This window comes from Thermobifida sp. (assembly GCF_017577275.1).
Classification (GTDB): Bacteria; Actinomycetota; Actinomycetes; order Streptosporangiales; family Streptosporangiaceae; genus Thermobifida; species Thermobifida fusca.
This window is the reverse complement of the sequence record NZ_PITY01000020.1, coordinates 748,979-773,721: the sequence shown is the minus strand read 5'-3', so window position 1 is coordinate 773,721 and position 24,743 is coordinate 748,979. Positions and strand designations below refer to the sequence as shown.

Annotated in this window: 21 protein-coding genes; 11 read left to right on the top strand and 10 right to left on the bottom strand. The window is 68.5% G+C overall.

The window, feature by feature from the left end; genetic code table 11:
• The first annotated feature begins 136 nt into the window (after positions 1-136).
• Positions 137-955, top strand: a complete 819-nt coding sequence (locus CW348_RS08415) for a DUF3027 domain-containing protein (RefSeq protein ID WP_011290682.1) — start codon at positions 137-139, stop codon at positions 953-955.
• Positions 956-1,232: 277 nt separating this feature from the next.
• A complete protein-coding gene (locus CW348_RS08410) occupies positions 1,233-1,892 on the top strand; it encodes an AIM24 family protein (protein ID WP_016188073.1) in 660 nt (219 codons plus the stop codon).
• Positions 1,893-1,897: 5 nt separating this feature from the next.
• On the opposite strand, the gene CW348_RS08405 is transcribed toward CW348_RS08410, so the two are convergent.
• From CW348_RS08405 to CW348_RS08395, 3 genes are all read right to left on the bottom strand, one after another.
• A complete protein-coding gene (locus CW348_RS08405) occupies positions 1,898-4,957 on the bottom strand; it encodes a sacsin N-terminal ATP-binding-like domain-containing protein (protein ID WP_041427573.1) in 3,060 nt (1,019 codons plus the stop codon).
• A 73-nt stretch (positions 4,958-5,030) separates the two neighbouring features.
• Positions 5,031-6,515: a methyltransferase gene (locus tag CW348_RS08400; protein WP_104612783.1), complete on the bottom strand. Its 1,485-nt coding sequence runs from the start codon at positions 6,513-6,515 to the stop codon at positions 5,031-5,033.
• Positions 6,516-6,553: 38 nt separating this feature from the next.
• Positions 6,554-6,898: a DUF2530 domain-containing protein gene (locus tag CW348_RS08395; RefSeq protein WP_011290686.1), complete on the bottom strand. Its 345-nt coding sequence runs from the start codon at positions 6,896-6,898 to the stop codon at positions 6,554-6,556.
• Positions 6,899-7,028: 130 nt separating this feature from the next.
• Between CW348_RS08395 and CW348_RS08390 the strand changes: the two genes are divergently transcribed.
• From CW348_RS08390 to CW348_RS08370, 5 genes are all read left to right on the top strand, one after another.
• Positions 7,029-8,510, top strand: coding sequence for an NCS2 family permease (locus tag CW348_RS08390; RefSeq protein ID WP_011290687.1), 1,482 nt, complete (start codon positions 7,029-7,031; stop codon positions 8,508-8,510).
• 145 nt (positions 8,511-8,655) lie between these two features.
• Complete coding sequence (locus CW348_RS08385) at positions 8,656-9,105, top strand: MarR family winged helix-turn-helix transcriptional regulator (RefSeq protein ID WP_038043139.1); 450 nt, start codon at positions 8,656-8,658, stop codon at positions 9,103-9,105.
• A 138-nt stretch (positions 9,106-9,243) separates the two neighbouring features.
• A complete protein-coding gene (locus CW348_RS08380) occupies positions 9,244-10,518 on the top strand; it encodes an MFS transporter (protein ID WP_104612784.1) in 1,275 nt (424 codons plus the stop codon).
• The gene (gene thpR, locus CW348_RS08375; protein WP_011290690.1) at positions 10,518-11,066 is read left to right on the top strand and encodes an RNA 2',3'-cyclic phosphodiesterase; all 549 of its coding nucleotides are present in this window, start codon (positions 10,518-10,520) and stop codon (positions 11,064-11,066) included. Before CW348_RS08380 ends, thpR begins: the two co-directional genes overlap by 1 nt.
• Positions 11,067-11,289: 223 nt before the next feature.
• Positions 11,290-12,354, top strand: coding sequence for a hypothetical protein (locus CW348_RS08370; protein ID WP_011290691.1), 1,065 nt, complete (start codon positions 11,290-11,292; stop codon positions 12,352-12,354).
• A 105-nt stretch (positions 12,355-12,459) separates the two neighbouring features.
• On the opposite strand, the gene CW348_RS08365 is transcribed toward CW348_RS08370, so the two are convergent.
• The 3 genes from CW348_RS08365 to CW348_RS08355 all read right to left on the bottom strand — a co-directional run bounded on the left by CW348_RS08365 (position 12,460) and on the right by CW348_RS08355 (position 15,944).
• Positions 12,460-13,458, bottom strand: a complete 999-nt coding sequence (locus CW348_RS08365; RefSeq protein ID WP_011290692.1) for a glycerophosphodiester phosphodiesterase family protein — start codon at positions 13,456-13,458, stop codon at positions 12,460-12,462.
• 100 nt (positions 13,459-13,558) lie between these two features.
• Positions 13,559-14,680, bottom strand: a complete 1,122-nt coding sequence (gene serC, locus CW348_RS08360; protein WP_011290693.1) for a phosphoserine transaminase — start codon at positions 14,678-14,680, stop codon at positions 13,559-13,561.
• Between the two features lie 157 nt (positions 14,681-14,837).
• On the bottom strand, positions 14,838-15,944 hold the full coding sequence (locus CW348_RS08355; protein ID WP_011290694.1) for a citrate synthase 2: 1,107 nt from the start codon (positions 15,942-15,944) through the stop codon (positions 14,838-14,840).
• Between the two features lie 140 nt (positions 15,945-16,084).
• On the opposite strand from CW348_RS08355, the gene pdxH reads away from it, so the two are divergent.
• The 3 genes from pdxH to CW348_RS08340 all read left to right on the top strand — a co-directional run bounded on the left by pdxH (position 16,085) and on the right by CW348_RS08340 (position 20,162).
• Positions 16,085-16,750: a pyridoxamine 5'-phosphate oxidase gene (gene pdxH, locus CW348_RS08350; RefSeq protein WP_011290695.1), complete on the top strand. Its 666-nt coding sequence runs from the start codon at positions 16,085-16,087 to the stop codon at positions 16,748-16,750.
• A gap of 253 nt (positions 16,751-17,003) precedes the next feature.
• Positions 17,004-17,714 carry a metal-dependent transcriptional regulator gene (locus CW348_RS08345; protein ID WP_016188080.1) on the top strand — a complete coding sequence of 237 codons (711 nt, stop codon included), beginning with the start codon at positions 17,004-17,006 and terminating at the stop codon, positions 17,712-17,714.
• Positions 17,715-17,900: 186 nt separating this feature from the next.
• The gene (locus tag CW348_RS08340) at positions 17,901-20,162 is read left to right on the top strand and encodes a SpoIIE family protein phosphatase (RefSeq protein ID WP_011290697.1); all 2,262 of its coding nucleotides are present in this window, start codon (positions 17,901-17,903) and stop codon (positions 20,160-20,162) included.
• A 59-nt stretch (positions 20,163-20,221) separates the two neighbouring features.
• Here the strand turns inward: CW348_RS08340 and CW348_RS08335 are convergent, their stop codons facing one another.
• Together CW348_RS08335 and CW348_RS08330 are read right to left on the bottom strand one after the other, a co-directional pair.
• Positions 20,222-21,223, bottom strand: a complete 1,002-nt coding sequence (locus CW348_RS08335; RefSeq protein WP_011290698.1) for a YihY/virulence factor BrkB family protein — start codon at positions 21,221-21,223, stop codon at positions 20,222-20,224.
• A gap of 82 nt (positions 21,224-21,305) precedes the next feature.
• Positions 21,306-21,476: a hypothetical protein gene (locus CW348_RS08330; protein ID WP_011290699.1), complete on the bottom strand. Its 171-nt coding sequence runs from the start codon at positions 21,474-21,476 to the stop codon at positions 21,306-21,308.
• 262 nt (positions 21,477-21,738) lie between these two features.
• On the opposite strand from CW348_RS08330, the gene CW348_RS08325 reads away from it, so the two are divergent.
• Entirely contained in the window at positions 21,739-22,881 is a 1,143-nt protein-coding gene (locus CW348_RS08325; protein ID WP_011290700.1) for an acetyl-CoA C-acetyltransferase, read from the top strand.
• A gap of 40 nt (positions 22,882-22,921) precedes the next feature.
• Here the strand turns inward: CW348_RS08325 and CW348_RS08320 are convergent, their stop codons facing one another.
• Both CW348_RS08320 and CW348_RS08315 read right to left on the bottom strand, forming a co-directional pair.
• Positions 22,922-24,133: a winged helix-turn-helix domain-containing protein gene (locus CW348_RS08320; RefSeq protein ID WP_104612786.1), complete on the bottom strand. Its 1,212-nt coding sequence runs from the start codon at positions 24,131-24,133 to the stop codon at positions 22,922-22,924.
• Positions 24,134-24,165: 32 nt separating this feature from the next.
• The gene (locus CW348_RS08315; RefSeq protein WP_011290702.1) at positions 24,166-24,684 is read right to left on the bottom strand and encodes a hypothetical protein; all 519 of its coding nucleotides are present in this window, start codon (positions 24,682-24,684) and stop codon (positions 24,166-24,168) included.
• Positions 24,685-24,743 lie beyond the last annotated feature (59 nt).

Below are 24,743 nucleotides of genomic sequence, written 5' to 3'. Positions count from 1 at the left end.
CACCCCGCACGCAACGCGCCCTGTGGCGGACGCCACAGGGCGCGTCCACACTTCTCAGGCGCGATAAGCGCGTAACGGTCAGTTATCGATCCCTTTCGTGGTCAAGCCGGTGGCGGTCATCAGTGACAATGGAGACGTGAGACGCACCCGTCGATCCCCCGTACCAGACAAGGCGTGCATTGAGGCGCAGGATCTCGCCCGTGCAGCGGCCGTGGAGATCGGGCGCCCGGAGTGGGTGGGTGAACACCTCGGCACCAAGGTCGAGGACACCCGCCTGGTCACCCACTTCTTCGAGTGCCTGAACCCCGCCTACCCGGGGTGGCACTACGCGGTCACGGTGGTGCGTGCCGCCCGGGCCAAGTACGTCACCGTCAACGAGTCGGTGATGCTGCCCGGCCCGGATGCGCTCATCGCACCCGAGTGGCTGCCGTGGAAGGAGCGCCTGCGCCCGGGCGACCTCGGGGTGGGAGACCTGCTGCCGACCCCTGAAGACGACGAACGGCTGATGCCGGGCTACGCCCAAGTCCCCACCGAAGAGACCGACGCAGACGGCGAAGACCAGCAGATGCTGTGGGAGCTGGGACTGGGGCGGGCCCGCGTGCTTTCCGAAGTGGGACGGCAGGCAGCGGCGAAACGCTGGTACGCCGGCCCGGGCGGTCCGAAGAGCCCGATCGCCACTGCAGCCCCGGCCCAGTGCGCTACCTGCGGTTTCCTTGTCCCGTTGGCGGGCAAGCTCCGGCAGATGTTCGGGGTGTGCGCCAACGAGTACGCGCCCGACGATGGCCGGGTGGTCTCCCTGGACCACGGCTGCGGGGCGCATTCAGAGGCCGCGGTGCCGGAGCGCACCTCTGAACGGCTCACGCCGGTGGTTGACGAGATGGGCTACGACACCATCGTGTTCGACGACACCAGCGAGCTGGAGCTGGTCTCCTCTGACAAGCAGGCCCGGCAGTGACGTGGGGCCTGGCAGCACCGCCGGGCCCCACGCCTGCCGCGGCGGCAGCGCGGTGTCGCTAGCGCTCACCTTGAAGGCAAGGGAACCCGCCGCGGGCCCGCGGACGTCCGAGGACTAGGGCTACGGGCCCCGTCCGGGGGAGCAGGACGCCTAGCAGGCACGCGGTGCTGGCCGTGGTGTCCCTTACCTTCGGGCCGGAAAGGACGGCTGTCCGGCAGCCGCCGCCCGCAGGGCGAACACCGCGGGCGGTGCCGCCATCGTGGAGGAGAGTAAGCGCGTGCGGAGTGAACTGTTCAACCAGGCCCAGGAGAACGACCTACCCGGGATGTCGCTGCAGAACCCCCGGATGCTCCGCGTCGTCTGCGACGGGGAGTTCTACGCACGCAAAGGCACGATGGTGGCCTACCAGGGCGACATCGACTTCGCCCACCAGGGCTCGGGGCTCGGCCGGTTCACCAAGAAGATGCTCACCGGCGAAGGCCTGCCTCTCATGCGCGTGTTCGGGAAAGGCACGGTCTTCCTCGCCCGGGACGCGTGGGAGATCCACATCCTCGACTTGGAAGACGAGTCGATCACCGTCAACGGGAACAACGTGCTCGCTTTCGAAGCGGGCCTGGAGTGGGACATCCACCGGGTGCGGGGCATGGGCATCATCGCTGGCGGCCTGTTCAACACGGTGTTCCGGGGCCGGGGCCGGGTCGCGGTCGCCTGCCACGGCACCCCGGTGCTACTCAACGCCGACCAGATGACTTTCGTGGACACCAAAGCCGCGGTCGCCTGGTCCACGTCGCTCACCACCAGCCTGCGCAGCACCGTCAAAGCGGGGGCGCTGATCGGCCGCGGCAGCGGGGAGGCGTTCCAGCTCGCTTTGGAAGGCCGCGGGTTCGTCCTCGTGCAAGCCTCGGAAGGAGGCGTGCGGGCCATGCAGCAGGGGTGAGCCGGTCACTCCAGGTCGGCTTCGGCGTGCAGCAGCGGCAGAGACTGCGGGTCGCGCAGCAGCGCCGCGACCAGGTGGCGGCGCGGCCACTGGCCGGTCGCCCAGCACAGGGCGCGGGCCAGCCCGTCTGACGTGGCGGCGTGCAGTTGGCCGGACGTGCAGCGCCACTCCACGGCCGCCCCGTCCACCAGCAACTCGCCGTGGTGCAGGTAGGTCAACGGCACTGTGCCGAGGAACGCCCGCACCTCTTCAGGAACAGGGCGGGCCTCCCCAGTCGAGGTGACCCGGCCTGCCACCACTTCGGAGGCCAGGTCGAGGTCGAGAACGTCGGCGAGGTCCACGGCACGGTCGACCGGGGCCAGGATTACGGGACGGTCTGCGAGCAGCGGCAGCAGGTCCGGGGCGTCCACGACCACGGTTTCTTCGGCGTCGGCTACCACCACGGAGCCGCCGTGCACCGCGCGCACCCGATCCGGGGGCGTGACCCGGTCCGGGGGGACGTCGGCCAGCGCCGCCCACAGCCGGCGCAGCTCAGCGCGGGAGATGTGGCGGTCCGGATCGCCCAGGCGCTCCAGGAGGTCGTCAGGGCCGTCCGGGTCGGCGAGCAGGTCGTCTAGGCGGGAACGCACTCCCAGGGCGCGGGCGAACTCCGGGTCCACGTCCACGGGGAGCTCGTCGTAGAGGCCGGTGAGGGCGGGGTCCGCGTCGGCGGTGCGCAGCTCGCTGGGGGTGCGGTCGCCGAGCAGCGCACCGGTGCGCAGCCACCATGCCGTGTAGGAGGGCACGTCCACAACCCGGCCGTCCCCGGTGAACACTCGGGTGGGTTCGACGATGGCGGCGCGCGGTCCGGGAGCGGACAGGAGTTCCAGGGCTTGGGGCCAGCGGTCTTCCCGCACGAACTCCAAGTCGCGGACTCCCACGAACTCGGGGACGACCGGGGGGAGTTCAGGGTCGCCGAGCAGGGCCGACACGGCGGCCGCCCATTCGTCCACGCCGTCGAGTGGGAGGTCGTCGAGGCTGTCTTCCAGCCCGGCGCCCAAGGTCACGTCGTGGGCGCGGTGGACAGTGAAGAGCCGCATCACCCCCACCGACTCCAGCGTCTCCGTGTCGTACGCCTCCGCCAGGTCGGCGGCGAGCACCCCGAAGGGGGCGTCGTCGGTGAAGATGTCCACGAGCGGGCTGTCCGGGTGCAGGAGTTCGGCGGCGGGCGCATAGTCGCCGTCCGCGTCCCGCAGCGCCAGCTCTGCCAGCCACGGCTCGTCAGCGACCGTCACCCCGGAGGCCGCGACCAGTTCGAGGACGGCCCGGGCGATCAGGTCCGGGTCGTTGGCGTCCAGCGAGTTCTCTACGGCGGCCCGGGTCATCGGGTCGGTGAGGATGGCGCGTTCGTTGGCTTCTACCGCTCCCAGGCGGACGAGCAGCGGGTCGACCGCTTCCGGGTGCACGATCCGCAAGCCCAGCGGTTCGAGGGCCGTAGCGTCCAGGATGCCTGAGGTGAACGCCTCCCCCGTGGGCAGCAGCAGGCCCCGGGGCCCGCGTACCAGCCGTCCGTCCCACAGCGGCACCGGCAGCGCCCCCAGGTTGTCCAGGGCGGCGCCGCGCTGTCCGACCGCGCGCAGCGCCGCGTACAGGCGCGCCCACCAGGCGGGTTCCCGGTCGACCCCGGTGAGCAGGTCGGCCAGGTCGGCAAGCGAGACTCGGCGCAGTTGCAGGGCGCGCACCCCGGGGTGGTGCAGGTCGGTGTCGCCGGGCAGCGCGTTCGGCACCAGGCCGTCCAGCACGTCCAGCAGGGTGTCGCCTCCTTCGACGAGCACCGCGTCGCGAGGGCTGAGGGAGACTCCGGTGACGGTCTGCAGGAACGGAAGGTCCGGCAGGAGTGCCGCGACCCGGGCCCGGAACCGGGCGTCGAATTCGTCGCCGCTGAGCCGCTCCAGCGGAATCAGGTCCCAGGTGGCGGGGGCGGCTATGCGGCGCAGCAGCTCGGTGTAGGCGTCGGCAGCCGCGTCGAGCAGCACGTCGGTGGCCGGGCCGAAAGCGATCCGGCGACGGTCGGGGGACAGCGGGAAAGTGCCGATCAGCAGGGCGGGGACGTGGAGTTCGTCGTCGCTGGGAGTGGGCGCGTGCACGACCCGGGGCACGTCTGGGGGCAGCACGGCTGCCCCGCTGGCCGGGTCGAGCGCCACTGCCCAGGTCAGCGACCAGTCGCGGCGTTCGCGTTCTTCGACGGGCCGGTCGGCGAGGTCTGCCTCGGTGAACTGTCCGGACCTGGTCACCGTGGACCAGCGGGTGACGTGGTCCCCCGAGGCATCGCTGCTGCGGATGGTGACCGTGCCGTCGGGCTCCCAGGTGGAGCGGAGAGAACGGACGTGGCTGTCCGTGTCGATGGTGATTTCGGCGAGCCATGGGAGGGCCAACAGCAGCGCTTGGCCGGTCTCCGCGAGCTGCAGGGCCAGACGGGCGCCAGCGTCCGCGTCGCGGAGCTGCAGGATGACTGCGCTGTCGAAACCGTCGGGCGGGCGGGTGCGGTCGGCGAACGGCAGCCGCAGCAGCGGCACCCGGTTGTCGCGGCGGGCCAGTTCTTCCGCGAGTTTCGGGTGGGCCCGGCCCGTGGCGATGAGCTCGTCGTGGACGAGGGCGGCGGCCCGGTCGCGGTTCCACCGCACTGCCCCGTCCCGGGACGCAAATACCACGTCGTCGCTGAGCGAGGCGACCGCGGTGAAGCCGACCCCGAAGCGGCCCACCGCAGCGGCGTCGCGTTTCGCGGAGGCACGCAGCGTGGACAGGGACTCCACGCCTTCGGCGGTGAGCGGGGCACCGGTGTTCGCGGCGGTGAACTCTCGGCCGCGGAGCCGCAGAACGAGGCGTCCCCGCCTGCCGGCGCGCTGGGCGGCGTCCGCGGCGTTCTGCGCCAGTTCCACGACGACACGGTTGCGGTAGCCGCCGAGGGCGTAGTCGTCTTCAGCGTTGGCGTCTTCCCGGAAGCGCGCGGGGGAAGCAGCCCAGCTGTCGAGGATCCGCGCGCGCAGGTCGGCGACGCCGAACGGGTCGGCCATAGTGTGCGTCATCCCAGAAACACTCCGCGACGATCGTGACATCTTCGGGCCTCCGGAGGCGGGAGAGAGCCCGGAATAGCTAAGATCATCGGGCTACTCGGAAAAAGCCTTCCGCGATGAGCCCACGCAACGACACCGGGGTCCGCTCCCGCAGCACCGCTGGATCCTGACCGATCAGTTCCGCGATCGCGTCCAGGAGCGGTCCCACCGGGATTGTGCCGTCGCATACCCCAGCGAGCGCGGCCTCAACCGTCCCCACTTGGGCTACTCTGCGCAGGCCTTGAGTCTGGCGGAGCAGGATCCGTTCCGGGTCGGGCGCACCCGGGACGCTGATCCGCTCCTCCCGCACCCCGGGGGCAAGGGCGACGCGGGCCGCCAGCAGGGCTGCGTCGGTGAGGCGGTGCGCACTCATCGCCCCGTCCACCACGTCCGGCAGGTAGGGGCCCACCGGCTGGTCGATTTCGTGCCGCAGCTCCTCCACGCGCACGGTGGCGTCCTGGGCGGCGTCGTTGCGCAGGCAGATCCACCCGAAGCCGATGCCTTTGACGCCTTCCCGCTCGAAGTAGTCGAGCCAGGCGTCGTAGCGCTGGGCGTATTCAGGGCTGCCCGCTTCGCAGGAGTCGCGCAGCCACAGTTCCACGTATTCGGCAGGGTCTTGGACGTCGCGCTGCACCACCCAGCCGGAGCAGCCGGTCCCTTCGACCCAGCCGCCGACCCGGTCCCGCCAGTCTTCTCCGTCCACGTGCAGCCAGTTGGCGAGCAACTGGCACCAGCCGCCTTCCGTGAGGTGCGCGGGGGCAGCGGAGACGAGGGCGGCGCACACCGCGTCGCCGGGCAGGTCCGATTCCCGGTAGGTGTAGCGGGCCGTATCCGGGGTGATCACGAACGGCGGGTTGGAGACGATGAGGTCGAACCGTTCTCCCTGCACCGGCTCGTATAGCGACCCTTGCCGGGTTTCGACATTGTCCACCCCGGAGAGGGCGCAGCTCAGCCGGGTCATCCACAGGGCGCGCGGGTTGACGTCGGTGGCGCAGACCCGGGTGGCGCGTTCCGCCAAGTGCAGCGATTGCACGCCGCAGCCGGAGCCCAGGTCGAGGGCGCGTTCGACTGGACCGTCCACGATGAGCTGGGCGAGGGTTGCCGAGGCGCCGCCTGCGCCGACGACGTGGTCGGGGCGCGGCTGCCCCTGCCCGGGGCGCACGGTCAGGTCGGAGACGGTGTAGTAGGGGCGGCCGTCGGCGAGTTCCCACGGTTTGATCTGCACGAGGGCGCGGGCTTGGCCGTCGCGGATCGTCAACAGGCCCGCCTCAGCGAGGTCGGTGAGCGGCAGGGAGCGCAACGCGGTCTGCGGTACCGCTTCGCCGAGCCACCACAGGCGCAACAGCAGGCCGAGCCGTTCTTCTCCACCGGTAGCGCGCAGGGCGGGAACCACTTGTTCCCGGGCGAGGGCTCGCGCCGCGATGTCGCCGAGGCGGTCGCGGACACCGGAGACGGTGTAGTCGGCGTCGAGCAGGGCGTGGCGGAGCCGGTCAGCGAGGTGCGGTGGAAACGGGCGGAACGTTTCGGACACCCGTTCATTATCGGGGACATTCCCCGAAACGGCGCGGCTCAAGGGCGGGACTGTCGGGAAACTTTCCCGGTCGCCGGGTCGGACGCGGAGTCAGACGGGGGCGAGGAGGAACGGTCGGAACCGGACGCGGCGCGCTGGGCCCGGCGCCGCTCTTCGGCTTCGGCGCGGCTGCGTAACAGGCGGGGGACGTACCAGAAACCGAACACTCCCAGGGCGATCCCGGTCACGCAGACCCAGATCCACCACCGGCTGTCCTCAGGAATCCGGTCCCCTTGGAGGAGAAGGACGATCAAGGCGATGGTCCATGCTGCGGTGCCTACCGCCGCGGGGATGCGGTAGTCGGATTCGTGGACCTCAGGGTCGGGCTGCCGGGGTTTACGCACACTTTCAGGCTAGACGATCCGCGCGGTGGGGCCGCCGAGCGCCGACTGTCCAGTGTGACCCTGCTGACGTGTGAGAACTCGGAACGGATCTGATGTTTGCCCGTGATCAGGCTCTGTCAAATTAGACCGAGTGAGTGAGTCCTCTACCCCAGTTGCGCCGGTGCCGCCCACGAAGCGCACCGGTTTTGCTGCCGCGCTCGACCGCTATTTCCATGTCACCGCGCGCGGCTCGAACTTTGCTCGTGAGATCCGCGGCGGGCTGGCCACGTTCTTCGCGATGGCCTACATCGTCGTGGTCAACCCGCTGATCATCGGTACTGCTCCGGATATCAATGGCGACACCCTCGGCTTGGAACGGGTGGCGGCGGTCACCGCACTGGTCGCCGCGGTCTCCTCCATCCTGATGGGTGTCATCAGCCGCTACCCCTTCGCGATCGCCTCGGGCATGGGCCTCAACGCGATCGTCGCCTACGTGCTGGCACCCATGATGACCTGGGCCGACGTTATGGGCCTGGTGGTGATCGAGGGTGTCATCATGCTGCTGCTCGTCTTTTCCGGGTTCCGGAAGGCGGTCTTCAACGCGGTCCCCGCCTCGCTGAAGAGCGCGATCGGTGTCGGGGTGGGCTTGTTCCTCGCCCTGATCGGTTTCGTCAACGCCGGTTTCGTGCGGCCCGGAGACGGCACCCCCGTCCAGTTGGGGGTGGGCGGATCGCTGAACGGGTGGCCGATCCTGGTCTTCGTCCTCGGTTTCGTGGTCACCATCGTCCTCATGGTCCGCCAGGTCAAGGGCGCGGTGCTGATCGGCATCGTCTTCGCCACGGTGCTGGGCATCGTGGTGGAGCTGTTCGCCAAGGTGGGGCCGCGGGTGGATGAGGCGGGCCAGGTGAACGATCTGGGCTGGGCGCTGAACGTCCCCACGGTGCCCACGTCGGCAGACGACCTGGTGTCGCTCCCGGACCTCAGCCTGGTCGGCCAGTTCAACCTGCTCGCCGACTGGCGGGGCGTGGGGATCGCCACCATGCTCATGCTGGTGCTCACCCTGCTGCTGGCGGACTTCTTCGACACCATGGGCACGATGGTCGGTGTCGCCGGCCAGGCGGGGCTCACCGACAAGGACGGCAACGTGCCGAACTCGCAGGGGGTGCTCGTCGCCGACGCGCTCGGCACTGTCGTGGGTGGTGCTGCTTCGGCGTCGGTGGCCACCACCTACGCCGAGTCTGCCGCGGGTGTCGGGGAAGGCGCGCGGACCGGTATCGCGCCGATCGTCACCGGCCTGCTGTTCATCGGGGCGATGTTCATTACGCCGCTGGCGGTCCTCGTGCCGGCTGAGGCGGCCACCCCGGTGCTGGTCGCGGTGGGCTTCCTGATGATGACCCAGATCACCAAGGTCGACTTCACGGACCTGGGGATCGGGATCCCGGCCTTCCTGGCCATCGTGATCATGCCCTACACATATTCGATCGCCAACGGTATCGGGGTCGCGTTCATCGCCTACACCATCGTGCGGACGGCTCAGGGCCGGTGGCGTGACGTGCACCCGCTCATGCTGCTGATCTCCCTCGTCTTCCTGATCCACTTCGCTGAGGCGCCCATCCAGGCGCTGCTCGGCTAAGCCCGCAAGTCCGCTTCGGCGTCCCATTCCGTCGGGATGGGACGCCGTACTTGTACGCACACTTTGTGTGAGTGGCGTTACCCGGGAAAATCCCAGGGAATCTTCCCTCCCGGGATATTGTTAGCAAGAGTAATGAGTCATGCTAATGAATCAGCCTCACCCATCCACGCCAGCCAGCACTGACGCGAGCCTGGCCGCAGCGCTCCGTATGGCCGTGGGGCGGCTCGCCCGACGGCTCCGTGCCCAACGGCCCGACTCCTCCCTGTCCCTGGGACAGGGATCAGCGCTCTTCACGCTGGCGCGACACGGGACGATGACTCCTGGCGCGCTCGCCGACCACGAAAAAGTGCAGCCGCCGTCGATGACCCGCATCATCGCCGCGCTTGAAGAGCGCGGCCTGGTCCGCCGTAGGCGTCACCCCGACGACGGCCGCCAGCAGTTGGTGGAGATCACCGAGGAAGGCATCCAGCTCGTCCAAGCCGACCACCAGCGCCGGGAAGCGTGGCTCACCCGGCAGCTTGCAGAACTGAGCCACGAGGACAAGGAGGTCCTCAGGCGGGCAGCGGAGATCATGGACCGGTTGAGCCAGTCGTGACCTGGGCGGCGGGAGGGTGACAACCCGGAGGAGCGAGTCGCTATCAGCAGCACAACACCGCGTTCGGATCGTCGCGTAACAGCGGACGAGCAGTCCGCAGACTCGGCAGAACCCGCACAGTCCAAAAACCGTCCCAGCATGTTCCGGTCGCTGGCCAACCGCAACTACCGCCTCTTCGCGCTGGGCCAGGTGATCTCCAACCCGGGCACCTGGATGCAGCGCATCGCCCAAGAGTGGCTGGTCCTGCAACTGAGCGGCGGTAGCGGGATCGCGCTCGGAGTCGCCACCGCCCTGCAATTCCTTCCCACGCTCCTGTTCGGCCTGTGGGGCGGTGCACTCGCCGACCGGATGTCCAAGCGGCGGCTGCTTATCACGAGCCAGAGCATGATGGGCCTGCTCTCCCTGGGCTTGGGCCTGCTGGTGACGTTCGGCACGGCCCAGGTGTGGCACGTCTACCTGTTCGCCCTCGGACTCGGCCTGGTCACCGTCGTGGACAGCCCGGCCCGGCAGAGCTTCGTGGTCGAAATGGTGGGACGCGAGGATCTTCCCAATGCGGTGGCGTTGAACAGTGCCAGCTTCCAACTGGGCCGCGTGGTCGGCCCCGCCGCCGCAGGCATCCTCATCGGCCTTATCGGCACCGGGCCGGTCTTCCTCATCAACGCGGTCTCGTTCGCCGGGGTCATTACTGGATTGCTCATGATGCGCCCCAGCGAACTCCACGTCAGCGAGCTCGCGCCGCGCTCCAAGGGGCAAGTCCGGCAAGGGCTCCGCTACGTAGCCGGACGCCGGGACCTGCTCCTGCTGCTCGCCACAGTCGCCTTCGTGCAACTGTTCGGCTCCAACGTGCAGAACCAGCTCGCCCTCATGGTCAACAACGTCTTCCAGGCGGGCTCTGAGGCGTTCGGGCTGGCCGCGACATTCCTCGCCCTCGGCTCCTTCACGGGCGCGCTCATCGCGGCGCGGCGCGAAGCACCCCGGCTGCGCACCGTGCTCATCGGGGCGCTCCTGTTCGGCGTCCTCCAGGTCGTCGCCGGGCTCATGCCCGGCTACACGGCGCTGCTCGTCGCCCTGGTGCCCATGGGCATCTGCTTTATGACCTTCACCACCTCTATGAACGCCTACTTCCAGTTGAACGTGGAACCGCAGATGCGCGGCCGCGTCATGGCGATGTACATGCTGGTGTTCCTGGGGGTCGCCCCCATCGGCGCGCCTATCGTCGGTGTGCTCGCCGACCTGTTCGGCCCCGCAGTCAGCATGGTCGTCGGCGGAACGGTGAGCGTCACCATCGCCGTGAGCGCCGCCATGCTCCTGGGCCGTAGTCTCGGAGTGAAGGTGCGCCTCCGCGCCCGCCGCCCCTTCGTCGACGTCATCCGAGACAAGGGCCCGGAGCGCCGCCCTGAGCTGGAGGAATAATGCGTCTCTTCACGGCTGTCACTCCCCCCGCCGCGGCGCTCGACGCCTTGGACGCGGCGGTGGCGTCCGCCCGACCCACGGCCCGTGGACTGCGCTGGGTGGCCCGGGAGCAGTGGCACATGACCCTGGTGTTCCTCGGCGACGTGCCTGACGACCAGGTGGACACGGTCGCCGGGGAACTGGGACGGGTGGCGGCCCGCCACCCCGCGATGTCCCTCAGCCTGCGCGGAAGCGGGACGTTCCCTCCCCAACCGGTCCGCTCCCGGGTACTGTGGGCGGGTGTGGACGGGGACACGGCGGCCCTCACCGCACTCGCAACCGACCTGCGCGAGGCCGCTGTCGCCCTGGGCATCCCCGTGGAGAACCGCCGCTACGTGCCCCACGTGACCGTGGCCCGGGCCCGCATCACCACCAACCTGACCGCGCCCTGCGCCCGCCTGGAAACCCTCGCCACCGAACCGTGGCAGGCCGCCGAAGTGCACCTCGTGCACAGTCGGCTGGGCGCTGTCCCCCGGTACCAGACCATCGCCACCTGGAAACTAGCCTGAGAACACCGGTGCCCGATCCGATGACCGCCAGGCAGTGATCAGGAGAAGACGGAGCGACCCATGAGCATGCTCACCAACAATCGGAAGCAACGCTGGCTGCTGCCCACGGTGCTCGCGGTGATCATGCTGATCGTGATCATCGGGTCGCTGGTGTAGGCGAGCCCGCACCCACCCCGGCGGAGGCAGGAAACCGCCGCGCTCCCGGACCGGCCAGGATGGCAGGATGGGCGCCATGACCAGAGGCGTCCGCGGCGTGGGGGTAGTCGTCCTGCTCGGAGTGTGCTGTATCGCGGGGGCTGCCGCTCCCGCACCGGCCACACCAGAGCCTTCCCCAACCTCTCCGAGCAGAGCAGTGCCGGAAGGGACCGAGCAGCTCTTCACCCTCACCGATCCGCGGATCGCCGAATCCAGCGGGCTGGCGGTCTCCCACCGCCACGAAGACATCTACTGGACCCACAACGACAGCGGCCCCGACTACGGCCCCACCCTGTATGCCGTCAACGGGGAAGGCGATACGGTGGCCACCGTCTGGCTCGCCGGGGAGGGGGTGGAGGCCCGCGACTGGGAAGCCATCGGGATCGGTGTCGACGAGCATGGAGAACCCGCGATCTACGTCGCCGACATCGGAGACAACTACCAGGGCGGGTGGCCGAACGTCCGGGTCTACCGGATTCCTGAGCCGCGGGAGCTGGTCGACCAGACCGTGACCGCGACCACGTTCACCTTCGTCTACGAGGACGGGGGACGGGACGCGGAAGGACTGCTCATCGACCCGCGGGACAACCGCCTCTACCTCGTGTCCAAAGAGTTCACGGGCGGGGTGTACGCCGCGCCTGAGCAGCTCGACCCGGACGGGGTCAACACGCTGACCCGGGTGGGCAGCGCCCCGCTGTTCGCCACGGATGCGGCATTCTCCCCCGAGGGGAGCTACTACGCCATCCGCACCTACTGGAATGCGACCCTCTACGACGCTTCCGAGGGGGTGCCGGGACGGCGGATCGCTACCGTCACCCTGCCGGAAAGCGATCAGGGCGAGTCACTCGCCTTCACCCGCGACGGGAGCGCCCTGCTCGTCGGTAGCGAAGGCACGCACAGCCCGGTGTGGCGGGTGCCTGTGGACGAGTTTCTGGACGCTCCTCCCGAGGCAGCGGACGAAGAGCCGTCGCCGGAAGCGACCGAGGAAGCCGACCTTTCCGGCGGGGGCGGCGCGGGCGGCCTCATCCTCGTCGGGGCCGGGATCGCGGCCGTGGCGATTCTCGCCATCGTCTGGCTTGCGCGTAACAGCTAGCGAGCGCCCCGCAGGCGGCGGCGCCGGGGCCCCGGTAACGACGGCTCAGGACGCGCCGGTTGCCGCAGCGCGGCCTGAGCCGGGACGAGACAGAGTCAGGGCAGGTCAAGCCTGGGCCAGGAACATCTCCCGGGCCAGGAACGCGTGCCGGGAGTGGTCGGTGAACACCCCGTCGACCCCCGCTGCGAAGAACGCCTCGTATTCGGCGGCAAACGACCCGTAGGCGGTCGGGTCGTCCCCGGAGCGCAGCTTCGGCGGCAGGAAGTGGTTCTCGCTGCGGAACGTGTAGGGGTGCACGAGCAGGCCGGCCTCGTGGGCGTCGGCGACAAGCGAGGTGGGTTCGCCGAGTCCGCCCTCCTCAGTGACCGGGATGACGAGGGACTTCTCCGGACCGATCGCTTGCGCGAAGGACGCCACTTCTGCCAGCCCTTCCGGGGTGGTGTAGCGCTGCCACTGCTCGCCGGTGCCCATGAGGAACACCAGCGGCACCTCCAGTTCCTGCAGTTTGCGCAGACTGTCTGCCTCAAACGACTGGAGGAACACGGGGAGCCGCGGCTCGGGGCCGTGCAGCCCGCGCTCCCGTAGCAGGGCGATCAGCGGCGGCTCCAGATCCAGGCCCAGGGAAGCGTGGTAGGAGGGGTGCTTGGTCTCTGGGTAGACCCCGATCGGCCGTCCCAGCTCCCTGGTCAGCTCATCCGCCAGGTCGACGATCTCTTCCAGGGTGGGAATCTCGTACCTGCCGTTGAGCTCCGCGTTGTACGGGCGCACGTCCGGGAGCCGTTCGACCGCGCGCAGCGTCTTGATCTCCGCCAGGGTGAAGTCGTGCGCGAAGAACCCGGTGACCTCGCGCCCGTCGATGGTCACTGTGCGGCGGCGGTCGGCGAACTCGGGACGGGACGCCACGTCCGTGGTCTGCCCGATCTCCGGTTCGTGGCGGGCGATGAGATGCCCGTCGGCGGTGGCCACCAAGTCCACCTCGATGAAGTCGCCGCCGTAGCGCGCTCCCAGTTCGTAGGAGGCCAGAGTGTGCTCGGGGCGGTGTCCAGACGCGCCCCGGTGAGAAATGATCTTGAGGTGCGGAGGTTGCGGCTTCTTCTTGGGCATGGCCGAGACCGTTCGTGATCCGTGCTGCGGACGCGTCGGCCGGCCCGGAGAGCCCCGGACCGGCCGACAAGGACTTGCGATAGGGGTGTGTGGTGTCAGCTCAGCCGAGCTTGCCGACCACGTAGTCGATGCACTCGGTCAGCGCGCGCACGTCCTCCGGTTCGACAGCCGGGAACATGCCGATACGCAGCTGGTTGCGGCCGAGCTTGCGGTACGGTTCGGTGTCGACGACGCCGTTGGCGCGGAGCACCGCGGCGACCTTGGCGGCGTCCACCTCGTCACTGAAGTCGATCGTACCCACCACCTGGGAACGGAGCGCGGGATCAGCGACGAACGGCGTGGCGTACTCGGACTTCTCCGCCCAGCTGTACAGGATCGACGACGATTCCGCGGTGCGGCGGGCCGCCCACTCCAGGCCGCCCTGCTTGTTGAGCCATTCGATCTGCTCCGCGAACAGCAGCAGCGTGGACACGGCCGGAGTGTTGTAGGTCTGGTCCTTACGGGAGTTGTCGACCGCGGTCGTCAGGGAGAAGAACGCCGGAATGTAGCGGTCGGTGGCCGCGATCTCGGCCATCCGCTCCAAGGCGCGCGGCGACATGATCGCGATCCACAGTCCGCCGTCCGCCGCAAAGCATTTCTGCGGAGCGAAGTAGTAGACGTCCGTCTGGGTGATGTCCACGGGCAGCCCGCCCGCGCCGCTGGTGGCGTCCACCAGCACGAGCGCGTCCTCGTCAGCGCCTGCGATCCGCTCGATCGGCGTGGCCACACCGGTGGAGGTCTCGTTGTGGGTGAGCGCGTAGACGTCCACGCCGGCTTCCGCACGCGGCGGGGCGTAGGAGCCCGGCTCCGCGGTGATGACGGTGGGCTCGTCGAGCCACGGCGCACCTTGAGTGACCTTGGCGAATTTGGACGAGAACTCGCCGAACGACACGTGCTGGGATTTGCGGCGCACCAGGGTGTGCGCGGCGATGTCCCAGAAGGCGGTGGTGCCGCCGTTACCCAGCACCACTTCGTAGCCGTCCGGGAGAGAGAACAGTTCGGCCAGTCCGGAACGCACCCTGCCGACGAGCGACTTCACCGGCTTCTGGCGGTGCGAGGTGCCGAGATAGGTGGCACCAGAGGAGGCCAGGGCGGTCACCTGTTCAGGACGGACTTTGGACGGGCCACAGCCGAAACGGCCGTCGCCGGGCAGAAGGTTCTCTGGAATGTGGATCTCGGTCACTCGGCCAGCCTACTCCGGTGGACCGCTGGATCGCGGGAGAGGGGCCGTCCTGCGGCGTGATTCCCCGCACCGGAGCGGGGGGACGGCTAGGCGCGCGACACACGAAGTGAACCCCGGCCGGTGACCGGGGTTCACGAGTGTGCGAAACCAGACAGCTTTAGATGCCCTGGGCGAGGGCTTCGTCGGCGCCTTCGACGCTCTTGATGTCGCGCACAGCGGGGCCGACGTAGCGGGCGCTGGGCCGGACCAGGCGGCCGGTGCGCTTCTGCTCCAGGATGTGCGCGGACCATCCCGCGGTGCGGGCGCAGGTGAACATGGACGTGAACATCGACGCCGGGATCTGCGCGAAGTCCAGCACCACCGCGGCCCAGTACTCCACGTTGGTGGCGAGCACCCGGTCGGGCTTGCGGGCCTGCAGTTCTTCCAGGGCGGCCTTCTCCAGGGCGCTGGCGACTTCGAAGCGGGGGGCGTTCAGTTCCTTGGCGGTACGGCGCAGGACCCGGGCCCGGGGGTCTTCTGCGCGGTAGACACGGTGACCGAAGCCCATCAGGCGCTCGCCCCGGTCCAGGGCCTGGGTGACGTACTTGCGCGCGTCACCGAGGCGTTCCGTCTCGTCGAGCATGTGCAGCACGCGGGCGGGTGCGCCGCCGTGCAGCGGACCGGACATGGCACCCACGGCTCCGGAGAGGGCGGCGGCCACGTCGGCACCAGTGGAGGCGATGACCCGGGCAGTGAACGTGGAGGCGTTCATGCCGTGTTCGGCAGCGGACGTCCAGTAGGCGTCAACGGCCTTGACGTGGAGGGGGTCCGGTTCGCCACGCAGTTGGATCATGAACCGTTCGACGATGGTCTTACCTTCGTCGACCCGGCTCTGCGGAACCTTGGGCTGGTCCCCGCGGGCGGACTGGGCGATGATCGACAGGGCAGCGGAGGCAGCGCGGGCGACGTTGTCGCGCGCTTCCGCCTCGTCGATGTCCAGCAGCGGCTTGAAGCCCCACCGTGGTGCCAGGGTCGCCAGCGCGCTTTGGACGTCGACACGCACGTCACCGGTCGAGACCGGCAGGTCGATCGGGTCCGCGAAGGGAAGTCCGGGGTTGAAGCTGTTGTCTACCAACAGCCCCCACACGCGCCCGAAGGTGACGTGGCCGACGAGCTGCTCGATGTCGACACCCCGGTACCGGAGGGCGCCGCCCTCTTTGTCCGGTTCGGCGATCTCGGTCTCGAACGCCACGACTCCTTCGAGCCCGGGTTTGAAGTCCGACATACCGGCTTCCTCCGTCTCCTCGGTCCTCGGATTAGTAATCCATTGAACCGTTCGAGGATCTTTTGCTGACATGCGAGGTGCCGTTAACGGCCCGCCCACTGCTGGCGGCTACCCCACGGATCGTGTGAGGATGCACCACTGTGGACTATTCTGACCCTGCTGAGCTGCGTGAATCATATGACGGAGCGCCGTTAGACCCCCGTGGCCTGGCACCGCAGCCGATGGACCAGTTCCACGCCTGGTTTACCGAGGCCTGCGAGGCGGAGCTGTCGGAGCCCAACGCGATGGTGCTGTCTACGGTGGACCCCGATGGTGCGCCGAGCGCCCGGACCGTGCTCCTGAAAGGGTATGACCGGCGTGGCCTGCGGTTTTTCACGAACTACCGGTCGCGCAAAGGGGTGGCGCTCGCCCGCGAGCCGCGCGCTTGCGTCGTGTTCCCCTGGCATGCGATCCGCCGCCAGGTCATCGTGTACGGCTTTGCTGAGCGGCTTAGTGACGAAGAGAACGACGCGTATTTTGCGCAGCGGCCGCACGGGTCCCAATTGGGGGCGTGGGCGAGTGAGTACCAGTCCGCGCCGGTAGCGGACCGTGCAGAGCTGGACCGGGCGTATGCGCGTTGCGCGGAGCAGTGGCCGCCGGGCACGCCGGTGCCTCGCCCGGAGTATTGGGGCGGGTTTCTCCTGGTCCCGCAGGAAGTGGAGTTTTGGCAGGGCCGTAGTGACCGGATGCACGACCGGTTCCGCTATCGGCTGGTCTCCGGCACGCCGAGTGAAGGGGCGTGGCAAATCGACCGGCTTTCACCATGAAAGAACGGACAGTATTAAGAGATTCACCAATTTGTTAAGTGGTATAGGTCACGTTTTCGGAAAAAGAGTTGCGCGCCGTCACGCTATGATCGGAGGGGACGGTGATGTTTCCACGGTCAGATGCGCGTTTTAGACTCACGGCTGGCGAATACCCTCACCCACGCGTGCAACCCCGGAACAGGCGCGCACTGATCTGTGTTGAGACAACTGTCGTTGGCCGCTCTCAACCGGGCTCAGAAGGGGAGAGGGAGCCTTGACCGCACAGGGACTTATTGACACTACGGAGATGTATCTCCGTACGATCTTCGAGCTTGAGGAAGAGGGGATCGTCCCGCTCCGCGCCCGTATCGCCGAGCGTCTGCGCCAGAGCGGCCCCACCGTGAGTCAGACGGTTGCGCGCATGGAACGCGATGGCCTGGTGCGGGTGGAGAACGACCGCCACCTGGTGATGACGGAAGAGGGACGTCGTCTGGCCACCCAGGTCATGCGGAAGCACCGTCTGGCGGAACGGCTGCTGGTGGACATCATCGGGCTGCCGTGGGAGGACGTCCACGTCGAAGCCTGCCGGTGGGAGCATGTGATCTCCGAGGCAGTGGAAGAACGGCTGATCGGACTGCTCAAAGAGCCGTGGACGTGTGCTCACGGGAACCCGATCCCCGGCCTGGACGAGCTGGGTGTCGAAGGCTACGAGCCGGAGCCGTTCGCGAGTAGCTCCATCGTGCCGATCCCCGAGGCGCTTTCTGACACGCCGACCAGGGTGACGATTCGCCGTATCAGCGAACAAATCCAAAGCGACACCAAGACCATGCTCGCTCTTAAACGCACCGGGGTACAACCCGGCAAAGAAGTGACGCTCGAGGCGAGCGATGACGGTGTGCGAGTGATTGGTGGTAACGGCGAGGATGGCGAGTCGATCGAACTGCCCCGGCAGGTCGCCAGTCTTATCTTCGTTACCCGGGTCTGACCGGAGCGTCGGTCTCGCATCCAGCCCACGAGATCAGCCGTTGCTCTGCGCACACATCCTCACAGTTGCTAGTCTCGCCACATGGCGTGGACCGGAACGAATGGAACCGCGCGCGCCTGCCTTGGGGCGGCCGATGCGGTGCTCGTCGGTCATCAGTACGGTCCGTGACGGCGAGGTGGCTGTGTGATGAAGCGGTGGGGGGAAGCCTTCTACGACGATGCACTGTCAGGAGCCGAAGTCCTGGAACAGGTGCAGATCGCCGTGGTGGTGACGGACCGCTTCAGCAACCTCCGCTACTGGAACTCTTACGCCACCCAGCTTTTCGGGCTCGATGACGGGCGCGACTACCTCGGCACCCCCCTCGTAGACATCGGTATCCACGAAGCCGACCACGAGCAGCTCGCCCAGCTCGCCCGCAGGGTCCTGCGTGGGGACACCTGGGAAGGCACTTTTGCGGTGCTGCGCAAGGACTCCACCTGGATGCACCTGCGGGCCAGCGCGGTTCCCCTCCGGCCGTCCTCCGGTGCCGTGGAGGGCGTGGTCCTCTTCATCACCGAGGCGCTGCGAAGCGGCCGGATTGAGGAACAGTACGGGCTGCTGGACCGGATCGGACGGCGACTGGCCAGTTCGCTCGAGTTCGAAGCCACCGTGAAGGCTGTCGCGGAGATCCTGGTCCCCCAGTTCGCCGACCACTGCTTCATCGACCTCAACGACCACGGCAGGCTGATCCGCCGTGTCTCCGTGCACGCCGAGGGGTGGACTCCGCCGCCGGGCAGCTGGCCTGACGTCGGCGAGGAGGTGCACTACCCCGAGAAGCACTTCGTCTCCAAGGCACTGCGCCGGATGGAGACGGTCGTGGTCAGCGACTACTCCAACCCGGGCTCCACGGCCGGAGTGTTCCCCAACCGGCGTTCCGTGCGCGTCTCCGAACAGGTCGGAGTGACGTCGGTGATCGCGGCGCCGCTGCGCGCCCGCGGTGTCACCTTAGGCGTGCTCACCCTGGCCCGGTCCGGGCTCACGTCCCGCGACAAGACCGACTACGACAGTTTCGACCGCGACCTGGTCGGCACGATCGCGTCCCGGGTCGCCGTAGCAATCGACAACGCCCGCCTTTTCGAAGAGGAACGCGACACCGCACTCGCCTTCCAGAACAGCCTGCTGCCCCGGGAATTCCCCGAATTCGACGGACTGTCCATCGCCCACGACTACATTCCCGCCAAACCGCTGGAGGCGCACGGCCAAGGAATCCAGACCCAGGTCGGCGGGGACTTCTATGACGTGATTCCGCTGTCGGCGGGGCGGGTCGGCATCGTCATCGGCGACGTCGAAGGCAAAGGCCCCCACGCAGCAGCGGTCATGGGCCAACTGCGGGCCGCGCTGCGGGCGTTCGCCCAAGCTGACCGGGAACCCGCCGAGATCCTGCGCGAACTCGACGAGTGGGTCCGCCAGTTGGGCCGCCCGGACGGGGAAGGCAACACCTGGGTACCGAGCGTCAGTTGCTTGTACATGGCGTACGACGCCTGGTCTCGGGAGCTGACGTACGCCAACGCGGGCCACCAGCCTCCACTGCTGATCTGCGGCGGCAAGGTCGACGACCTGGACATGGCGATCCGCGACAAACTGCTGGGCGTCAAACCCAAGGGGGTGCCCGGCGACTCGGTGTACCGGCAGGGGGAGCTCACGCTGCCGCCGGGGGCGACGCTGCTGCTGTACACGGACGGCCTGGTCGCACGCCGGTCGTACGACGGCACCGTCGACATGGAGGCCGGACTGGAGCAGCTTCGGTCACGGGTCCGGGAGGTCGCCGACAAGGACGTCCACCAGATCCTGGAGGTGGCTAAGCGCGCGGTCCCCGGAGTGGCTGACGACGACACCGCGCTGCTCGTGGTTCGCTCCCACCCGGAGGAGCTGGCGCTCAAGCAGGAGTGGTTCCCCGCCGAGGCGCCTACGGTGGCGGAGGCCCGGCACTTGGCCGTGGACACGTTCAAGGAGTGGGGGATGGACCGGGATCAGGCAGAGCTGGCCTGCCTGCTGGTCTCGGAGATCGTCACCAACGTGGTCATCCACGCCACTCCCCACCCGGTGACCCGCGAGTTCACCGACGACGGGGTCAAGGACTCCGACGAGCAGCTGCCGCTGGACGGTTTCGACGAGTTCGACGAGGACTGGTCGGATCTGCTGGAGGAAGCGGCCGAGCAGGATGAGGAGCCGGTGCCCACCAGCCGCGAGTTCCTGCTGCGGCTCCGCCGCGGCGCCTCCTCGGTGTGGGTGGAGGTCTTCGACCACGACCTGCGGCTGCCGCGGATCCGTACTGCCGGTGCGGAAGACGAAGGCGGCCGTGGCCTCTACCTCGTGGACCAGCTGGCCGAGCGGTGGGGGTCCAGGCCCACCCCCGACGGCAAGGCCGTGTGGTTCCAGATCCCCATGCACCAGCCGGACAGCGAGTGACGGCGCACCACGGTCGGTAAGACAGCCCTTCTCCCAGGGCGGTTGTTGGCGACCCTTCCTCACTCCGGTTTCGGCCGGTGGTGGAACGGCCGGGGTTTCGGCACGTCCCGGGGTTCCACATAGGGTTCCACGGTGAGGCGCTGCCCCGCCTGGAGGGCCCGGCTCCGTTCGATCTCCGCGTTGTATTCGATGCCCAGCAGGATCGCGATGTTGGAGATCCACAGCCAGACCAGGAAGATGACGACCGCGGCGAGACTACCGTAGGTGCGGTTGTAGTTGGCGAAGTTCGCCACGTAGAAGGCGAAGGCCGCGGAGGCGCCGAGCCAGATGAGGACCGCCACGATGCCGCCGGGGCTCACCCAGCGGAAAGGTCGTTTGACGTTGGGGGCCGCCCAGTACAGCACCGACACCATGAACATCATCAGCAGGACGAGGACCGGCCATTTGACGATGTTCCACAGGGTGACGGCGGTAGGACCGGCCCCTATGAAGTTCCCCACCCACTGGGCGACCCCGCCGCTGAGGATGACTGCGAGCGCGCTGATCGCTACCAGTGTGAGCAGGAGCAGGGTGATGCCGACCCGGACCGGCAGGGTCTTCCAGAACGGGCGGCCTTCCCGGATGTCGTACACGATGTTGGCGGCCCGCATGAACGCGGCGACGTAGGCGGAGGCCGACCACACCGCCAAGGCGAGGCTGAGCAGCCCCACCAGGCTGGCGGTGGCCTGGTTGGCTTGGAGGTTGGTCAGGACTCCGGTGACGATCTCCACGGTCTCGTCGGGGGCCACCGCGCTCAGTTGGTCGCTGATCGTGTCGGTGGCCGACTGGCCGGCCAGGCCGAGCAGGGACACCAGGACGAGGAGTGCCGGAAAGATCGACAGCACCGCGTAGTAGGTGAGCCCGGCGGCCAGGTCGGTCAGGTTGTCTTCCTTGAACTCCACGACGGTGCGTTTCAGCGATGCCCACCATGAGGTTGCGGGAAGTTCGGCGGGAGACTCAGGAACCGCGGCACCGGTACCAGCAGCCGGGGATCGACTCGATGAGGCCGAGCGCTTGCTCATCCCACTCCCCTTGTCGTCGTCGGCTTTGAGACACGACTGCCCCACGAGACGGCGATGAATCGTGGCGTAGGGAGGAGCGCGGTCACGTCGTGGTCTGATACGCCCACAGCAGCAGCACAGCAAAGATGAAGACCACCGCGATCCCTTTGGTGCTCCACGGCACGTGGACCCGTTTGCGGAGCCAGCGGACTCCGAGGACGACGAAGAGGACCAGCAGGCCGAGGAGGATCGCGCCGTCGTATGCGCCGCTCATGAGCAGACCTTTCCGCTGAGTTTCCGTCGGTGGGAGGAGGGACGCCGGGCAGGCTCGCGGCCGTGGGACTCCCGGGAGGCGGGGAGGACACGACCGGAGCACTGCCGGGTGTCGGCGACAGGGATAAGTCCATCACGGATTCCTACCCACGCGGCGAAGGCGGGCAACGGCGTGAAAAGGAGCGGGTGCAACGGGTTGCCCCCGCCCCTCAACCGAATATCGTTCGGTATGGAGGTTTGCTCACGCGACCGAAGGAGGAACCGTGGCCGAGGCATACATCGTCGGAGCGGTGCGCACCCCGATCGGGACCAGGAAGGGGGCGCTCGCTGCGGTGCACCCGGCCGACCTGGGCGCCCACGTGCTCAAAGAACTGGTGAACCGGACCGGGATCGACCCGGCCGCGGTCGAGGACGTGATCATGGGCTGCGTCACCCAGGTGGGGCCGCAGGCACTCGACCTGGCCCGCACCGCATGGCTTTCTGCCGGACTCCCGGAGAGTACGCCGGGGGTCACCATCGACCGCCAGTGCGGTTCCTCCCAGCAGGCCGTGCACTTTGCGGCGCAAGGGGTCATGTCCGGCACCCAAGACCTGGTGATCGCGGCGGGTGTGGAGAACATGGGCATGGTCCCCATGGGCGCCAACGTGCAGTTCGCCGTGGACAACGGGTTGTCCGTCTACGGGCAGGGCTGGGTCGAACGGTACGGCACCCAGGAGATCTCCCAGTTCCGCGGGGCCCAACTGATGTGTGAAAAGTGGGGGTACACCCGCGAGGACTTGGAGAAGTACGCGCTGGAAAGCCACCGTCGGGCTGCCGCGGCGATCGAAGCGGGCTACTTCGACGCGGAGACTGCCCCGCTGGCCGGGGTCACCCACGACGAGGGGGTGCGCCCCGACACGTCGCTGGAGAAGATGGCCGAGCTCGCACCGCTCCGCGAAGGCTGGGCGTTGACCGCGGCCGTCTCCAGCCAGATTTCGGTGGGGGCGAGCGCCCTGCTCATCGCGTCGGAGCGGGCCGTGGCCGAGCACGGGCTCACCCCCTTGGCGCGGATCGTGCAACTGGCTTTGGCCGGGGACGACCCGGTGTACATGCTCACCGCGCCGATCCCCGCCACTCGGATCGCGCTGCGCAAGGCCGGGCTGGACATCGACGACATCGACGTGGTCGAGATCAACGAGGCGTTCGCCCCGGTCCCCATGGCGTGGATCGACGAAATCGGCGCCGACCCGGCGAAGGTCAACCCCAACGGCGGTGCGATCGCCCTGGGCCACCCGCTGGGGGCCACCGGCGCCGTGCTCATGACCAAGCTCGTCCACGAACTGCGCCGCACGGGCGGCCGCTACGGGCTGCAGACCATGTGCGAGGGCGGGGGACAGGCCAACGTCACCATCATCGAACGGGTGTGACCTGCCAGCCGGGCGGCCCTCGTGTGGGCTGCCCGGCTGGTCAGTCCGCGCTGTGGACGACGCCCTCCGGCAAACCGAGCCATTCCGCCATCTGATCCAGTTCCGCGGAGAGCTCCGCCATGGTGTCCGCGGGCGCGTGGTCTTCCAGCGTGGTACGCCGCACCAGCAGCCTGCCGGAGGCCCGGTCGGCTTTCAGGTCCACCCGGGCGACGAGGCGGTCTCCCAGCAGGAACGGCAGGACATAGTAGCCGTGCACCCGTTTGGCGGCGGGCACGTAGATCTCCAAGCGGTAGTGGAAGTCGAAGAGCGCTTTGATGCGTGCCCGCTCCCAGACGAGGGAGTCGAACGGGCTGAGAAGCGCCCGCGCCGCCACCGAATTCGGGAAACGCGCGTCGCGGTGCAGGTAGGCGGGTTGCCGCCACCCTTCGACCCGGACCGGGATGAGCTCCCCGGAGTCCACCAGGTCACGGACGGCTGCCCGGCCGTGGGCGGCGCTGAGCCGGAAGTAGTCGCGCAGGCACCGCTCGGTGGCTACCCCGTGGGCGCGGGCGGCGATCGCCACGAGTTGGCGCCGGGCATCGTCCGGGTCGGGGTCGGGCGCGGTGTGCACTTCTGCGGGGAGCACCCGGCTGGTCAGGTCGTAGCGGCGTTCGAAGTGCTGGTTGCGCCCGTTCGCGGTGATCTCGCCCCGCCAGAACAGGTATTCCAGCGCGGATTTCACGACCGACCAGTTCCACCCCCACCGCTTTGCGCTGTGCGGGAGGTCGTGCCGGAGCGCGTCCGCGACTTGGCGGGCGGTGACCGGACCGGTCCGGGCGACCTCGTCGAGGACCGCCCGGACCAGTTCCGGGTGTTCTTCCCCGGCGCGCTGCACGATACGCCATGCCCCGGTGATGTCCGCCATTCGCCACCGCAGCAGCCGGTGCGTGTGCAGGGGGATGAGACTGGCCTCGTGCGCCCAGTACTCCACAAGGAAGTGGCCGGGCGTGGTCGCCGCCCGGTCGAGGAGCGCCCGATCGTAGGGGCCGAGACGCGCGTACACCGGCAGGTAGTGGCTGCGGCACAGCACGTTCACGCTGTCGATCTGGATGACGCCGATCCGGTCGACCACCTGACGCAGGTAGTGCGCGGTGACCGTGCCGGAAGGGCGCGGGTCGGCGAATCCTTGCGCAGCCAGTGCTACGTGGCGTGCTTGGGTAAGGGACAGAGTCGCGTCGCGCCGAGGCGAGGGAAGCGCCGCTGATTCGTACATGTGTACAACTTAGCGGCGGGGGGGTGACGCTGTTAGAAATCTTCCTCACCGCAGCCCTCCCACAGCATGAAGACGGAGTCGCTGCACGTGGCTTCCGGACTGGACGAGGGGGAGTAGCGGTGCGGCGCTTCAGAGCGGGGGGACCAGTGGTCGGGGCCGGACAGTTCAGCGATCTCCCGTCGGTCGTTGCTGCGGTCGTCGGTCTCCGCGGGGGGTGTGGGAGTGGGTTCCGACGGGCGGGGCAGCGTCACGGGCTGCAGGTCTGCGGCACGCGTCAGGGTCTGCGGGGGAGTGGTGCGCACCACCGGCACGGGGGGTGTGGTGTGCTGGGGTGCAAAGTACGAGGCGACAGCGGCGGGCTGGATCTCAGCGTCGGGTGTGGACTGCGCGATCGAATCCTCAGCGTGGGGCGACAGGAGGCCGGCTGCACCGCCGAGGGAGAGCACGGCGAAGGAGGCCACCAGCCAACGCGCCCGGGTGGCGCGCACGATCCACGGCGGACGCGCGTGTCGGGGTCGGCAGCCCGGCCGGCGGCAGAAGGCTAGGCGCATGAAGAAGAGTCTCCTCCCAAGTGTGACGGTGAAAACCACCCAACAACACAGATTATAAC

What these genes read in the sequence shown, in the direction of transcription:
- CW348_RS08405 (WP_041427573.1), bottom strand. Translation starts at nt 4,957, where the DNA reads ATGACGCACACTATGGCCGACCCGTTCGGCGTCGCCGACCTGCGCGCG.
- CW348_RS08385 (WP_038043139.1), top strand. Translation starts at nt 8,656, where the DNA reads ATGAATCAGCCTCACCCATCCACGCCAGCCAGCACTGACGCGAGCCTG.
- CW348_RS08380 (WP_104612784.1), top strand. Translation starts at nt 9,244, where the DNA reads ATGTTCCGGTCGCTGGCCAACCGCAACTACCGCCTCTTCGCGCTGGGC.
- thpR (WP_011290690.1), top strand. Translation starts at nt 10,518, where the DNA reads ATGCGTCTCTTCACGGCTGTCACTCCCCCCGCCGCGGCGCTCGACGCC.
- CW348_RS08370 (WP_011290691.1), top strand. Translation starts at nt 11,290, where the DNA reads ATGGGCGCCATGACCAGAGGCGTCCGCGGCGTGGGGGTAGTCGTCCTG.
- CW348_RS08365 (WP_011290692.1), bottom strand. Translation starts at nt 13,458, where the DNA reads ATGCCCAAGAAGAAGCCGCAACCTCCGCACCTCAAGATCATTTCTCAC.
- CW348_RS08355 (WP_011290694.1), bottom strand. Translation starts at nt 15,944, where the DNA reads ATGTCGGACTTCAAACCCGGGCTCGAAGGAGTCGTGGCGTTCGAGACC.
- CW348_RS08340 (WP_011290697.1), top strand. Translation starts at nt 17,901, where the DNA reads ATGAAGCGGTGGGGGGAAGCCTTCTACGACGATGCACTGTCAGGAGCC.
- CW348_RS08335 (WP_011290698.1), bottom strand. Translation starts at nt 21,223, where the DNA reads ATGAGCAAGCGCTCGGCCTCATCGAGTCGATCCCCGGCTGCTGGTACC.
- CW348_RS08330 (WP_011290699.1), bottom strand. Translation starts at nt 21,476, where the DNA reads ATGAGCGGCGCATACGACGGCGCGATCCTCCTCGGCCTGCTGGTCCTC.
- CW348_RS08320 (WP_104612786.1), bottom strand. Translation starts at nt 24,133, where the DNA reads ATGTACGAATCAGCGGCGCTTCCCTCGCCTCGGCGCGACGCGACTCTG.
- CW348_RS08315 (WP_011290702.1), bottom strand. Translation starts at nt 24,684, where the DNA reads ATGCGCCTAGCCTTCTGCCGCCGGCCGGGCTGCCGACCCCGACACGCG.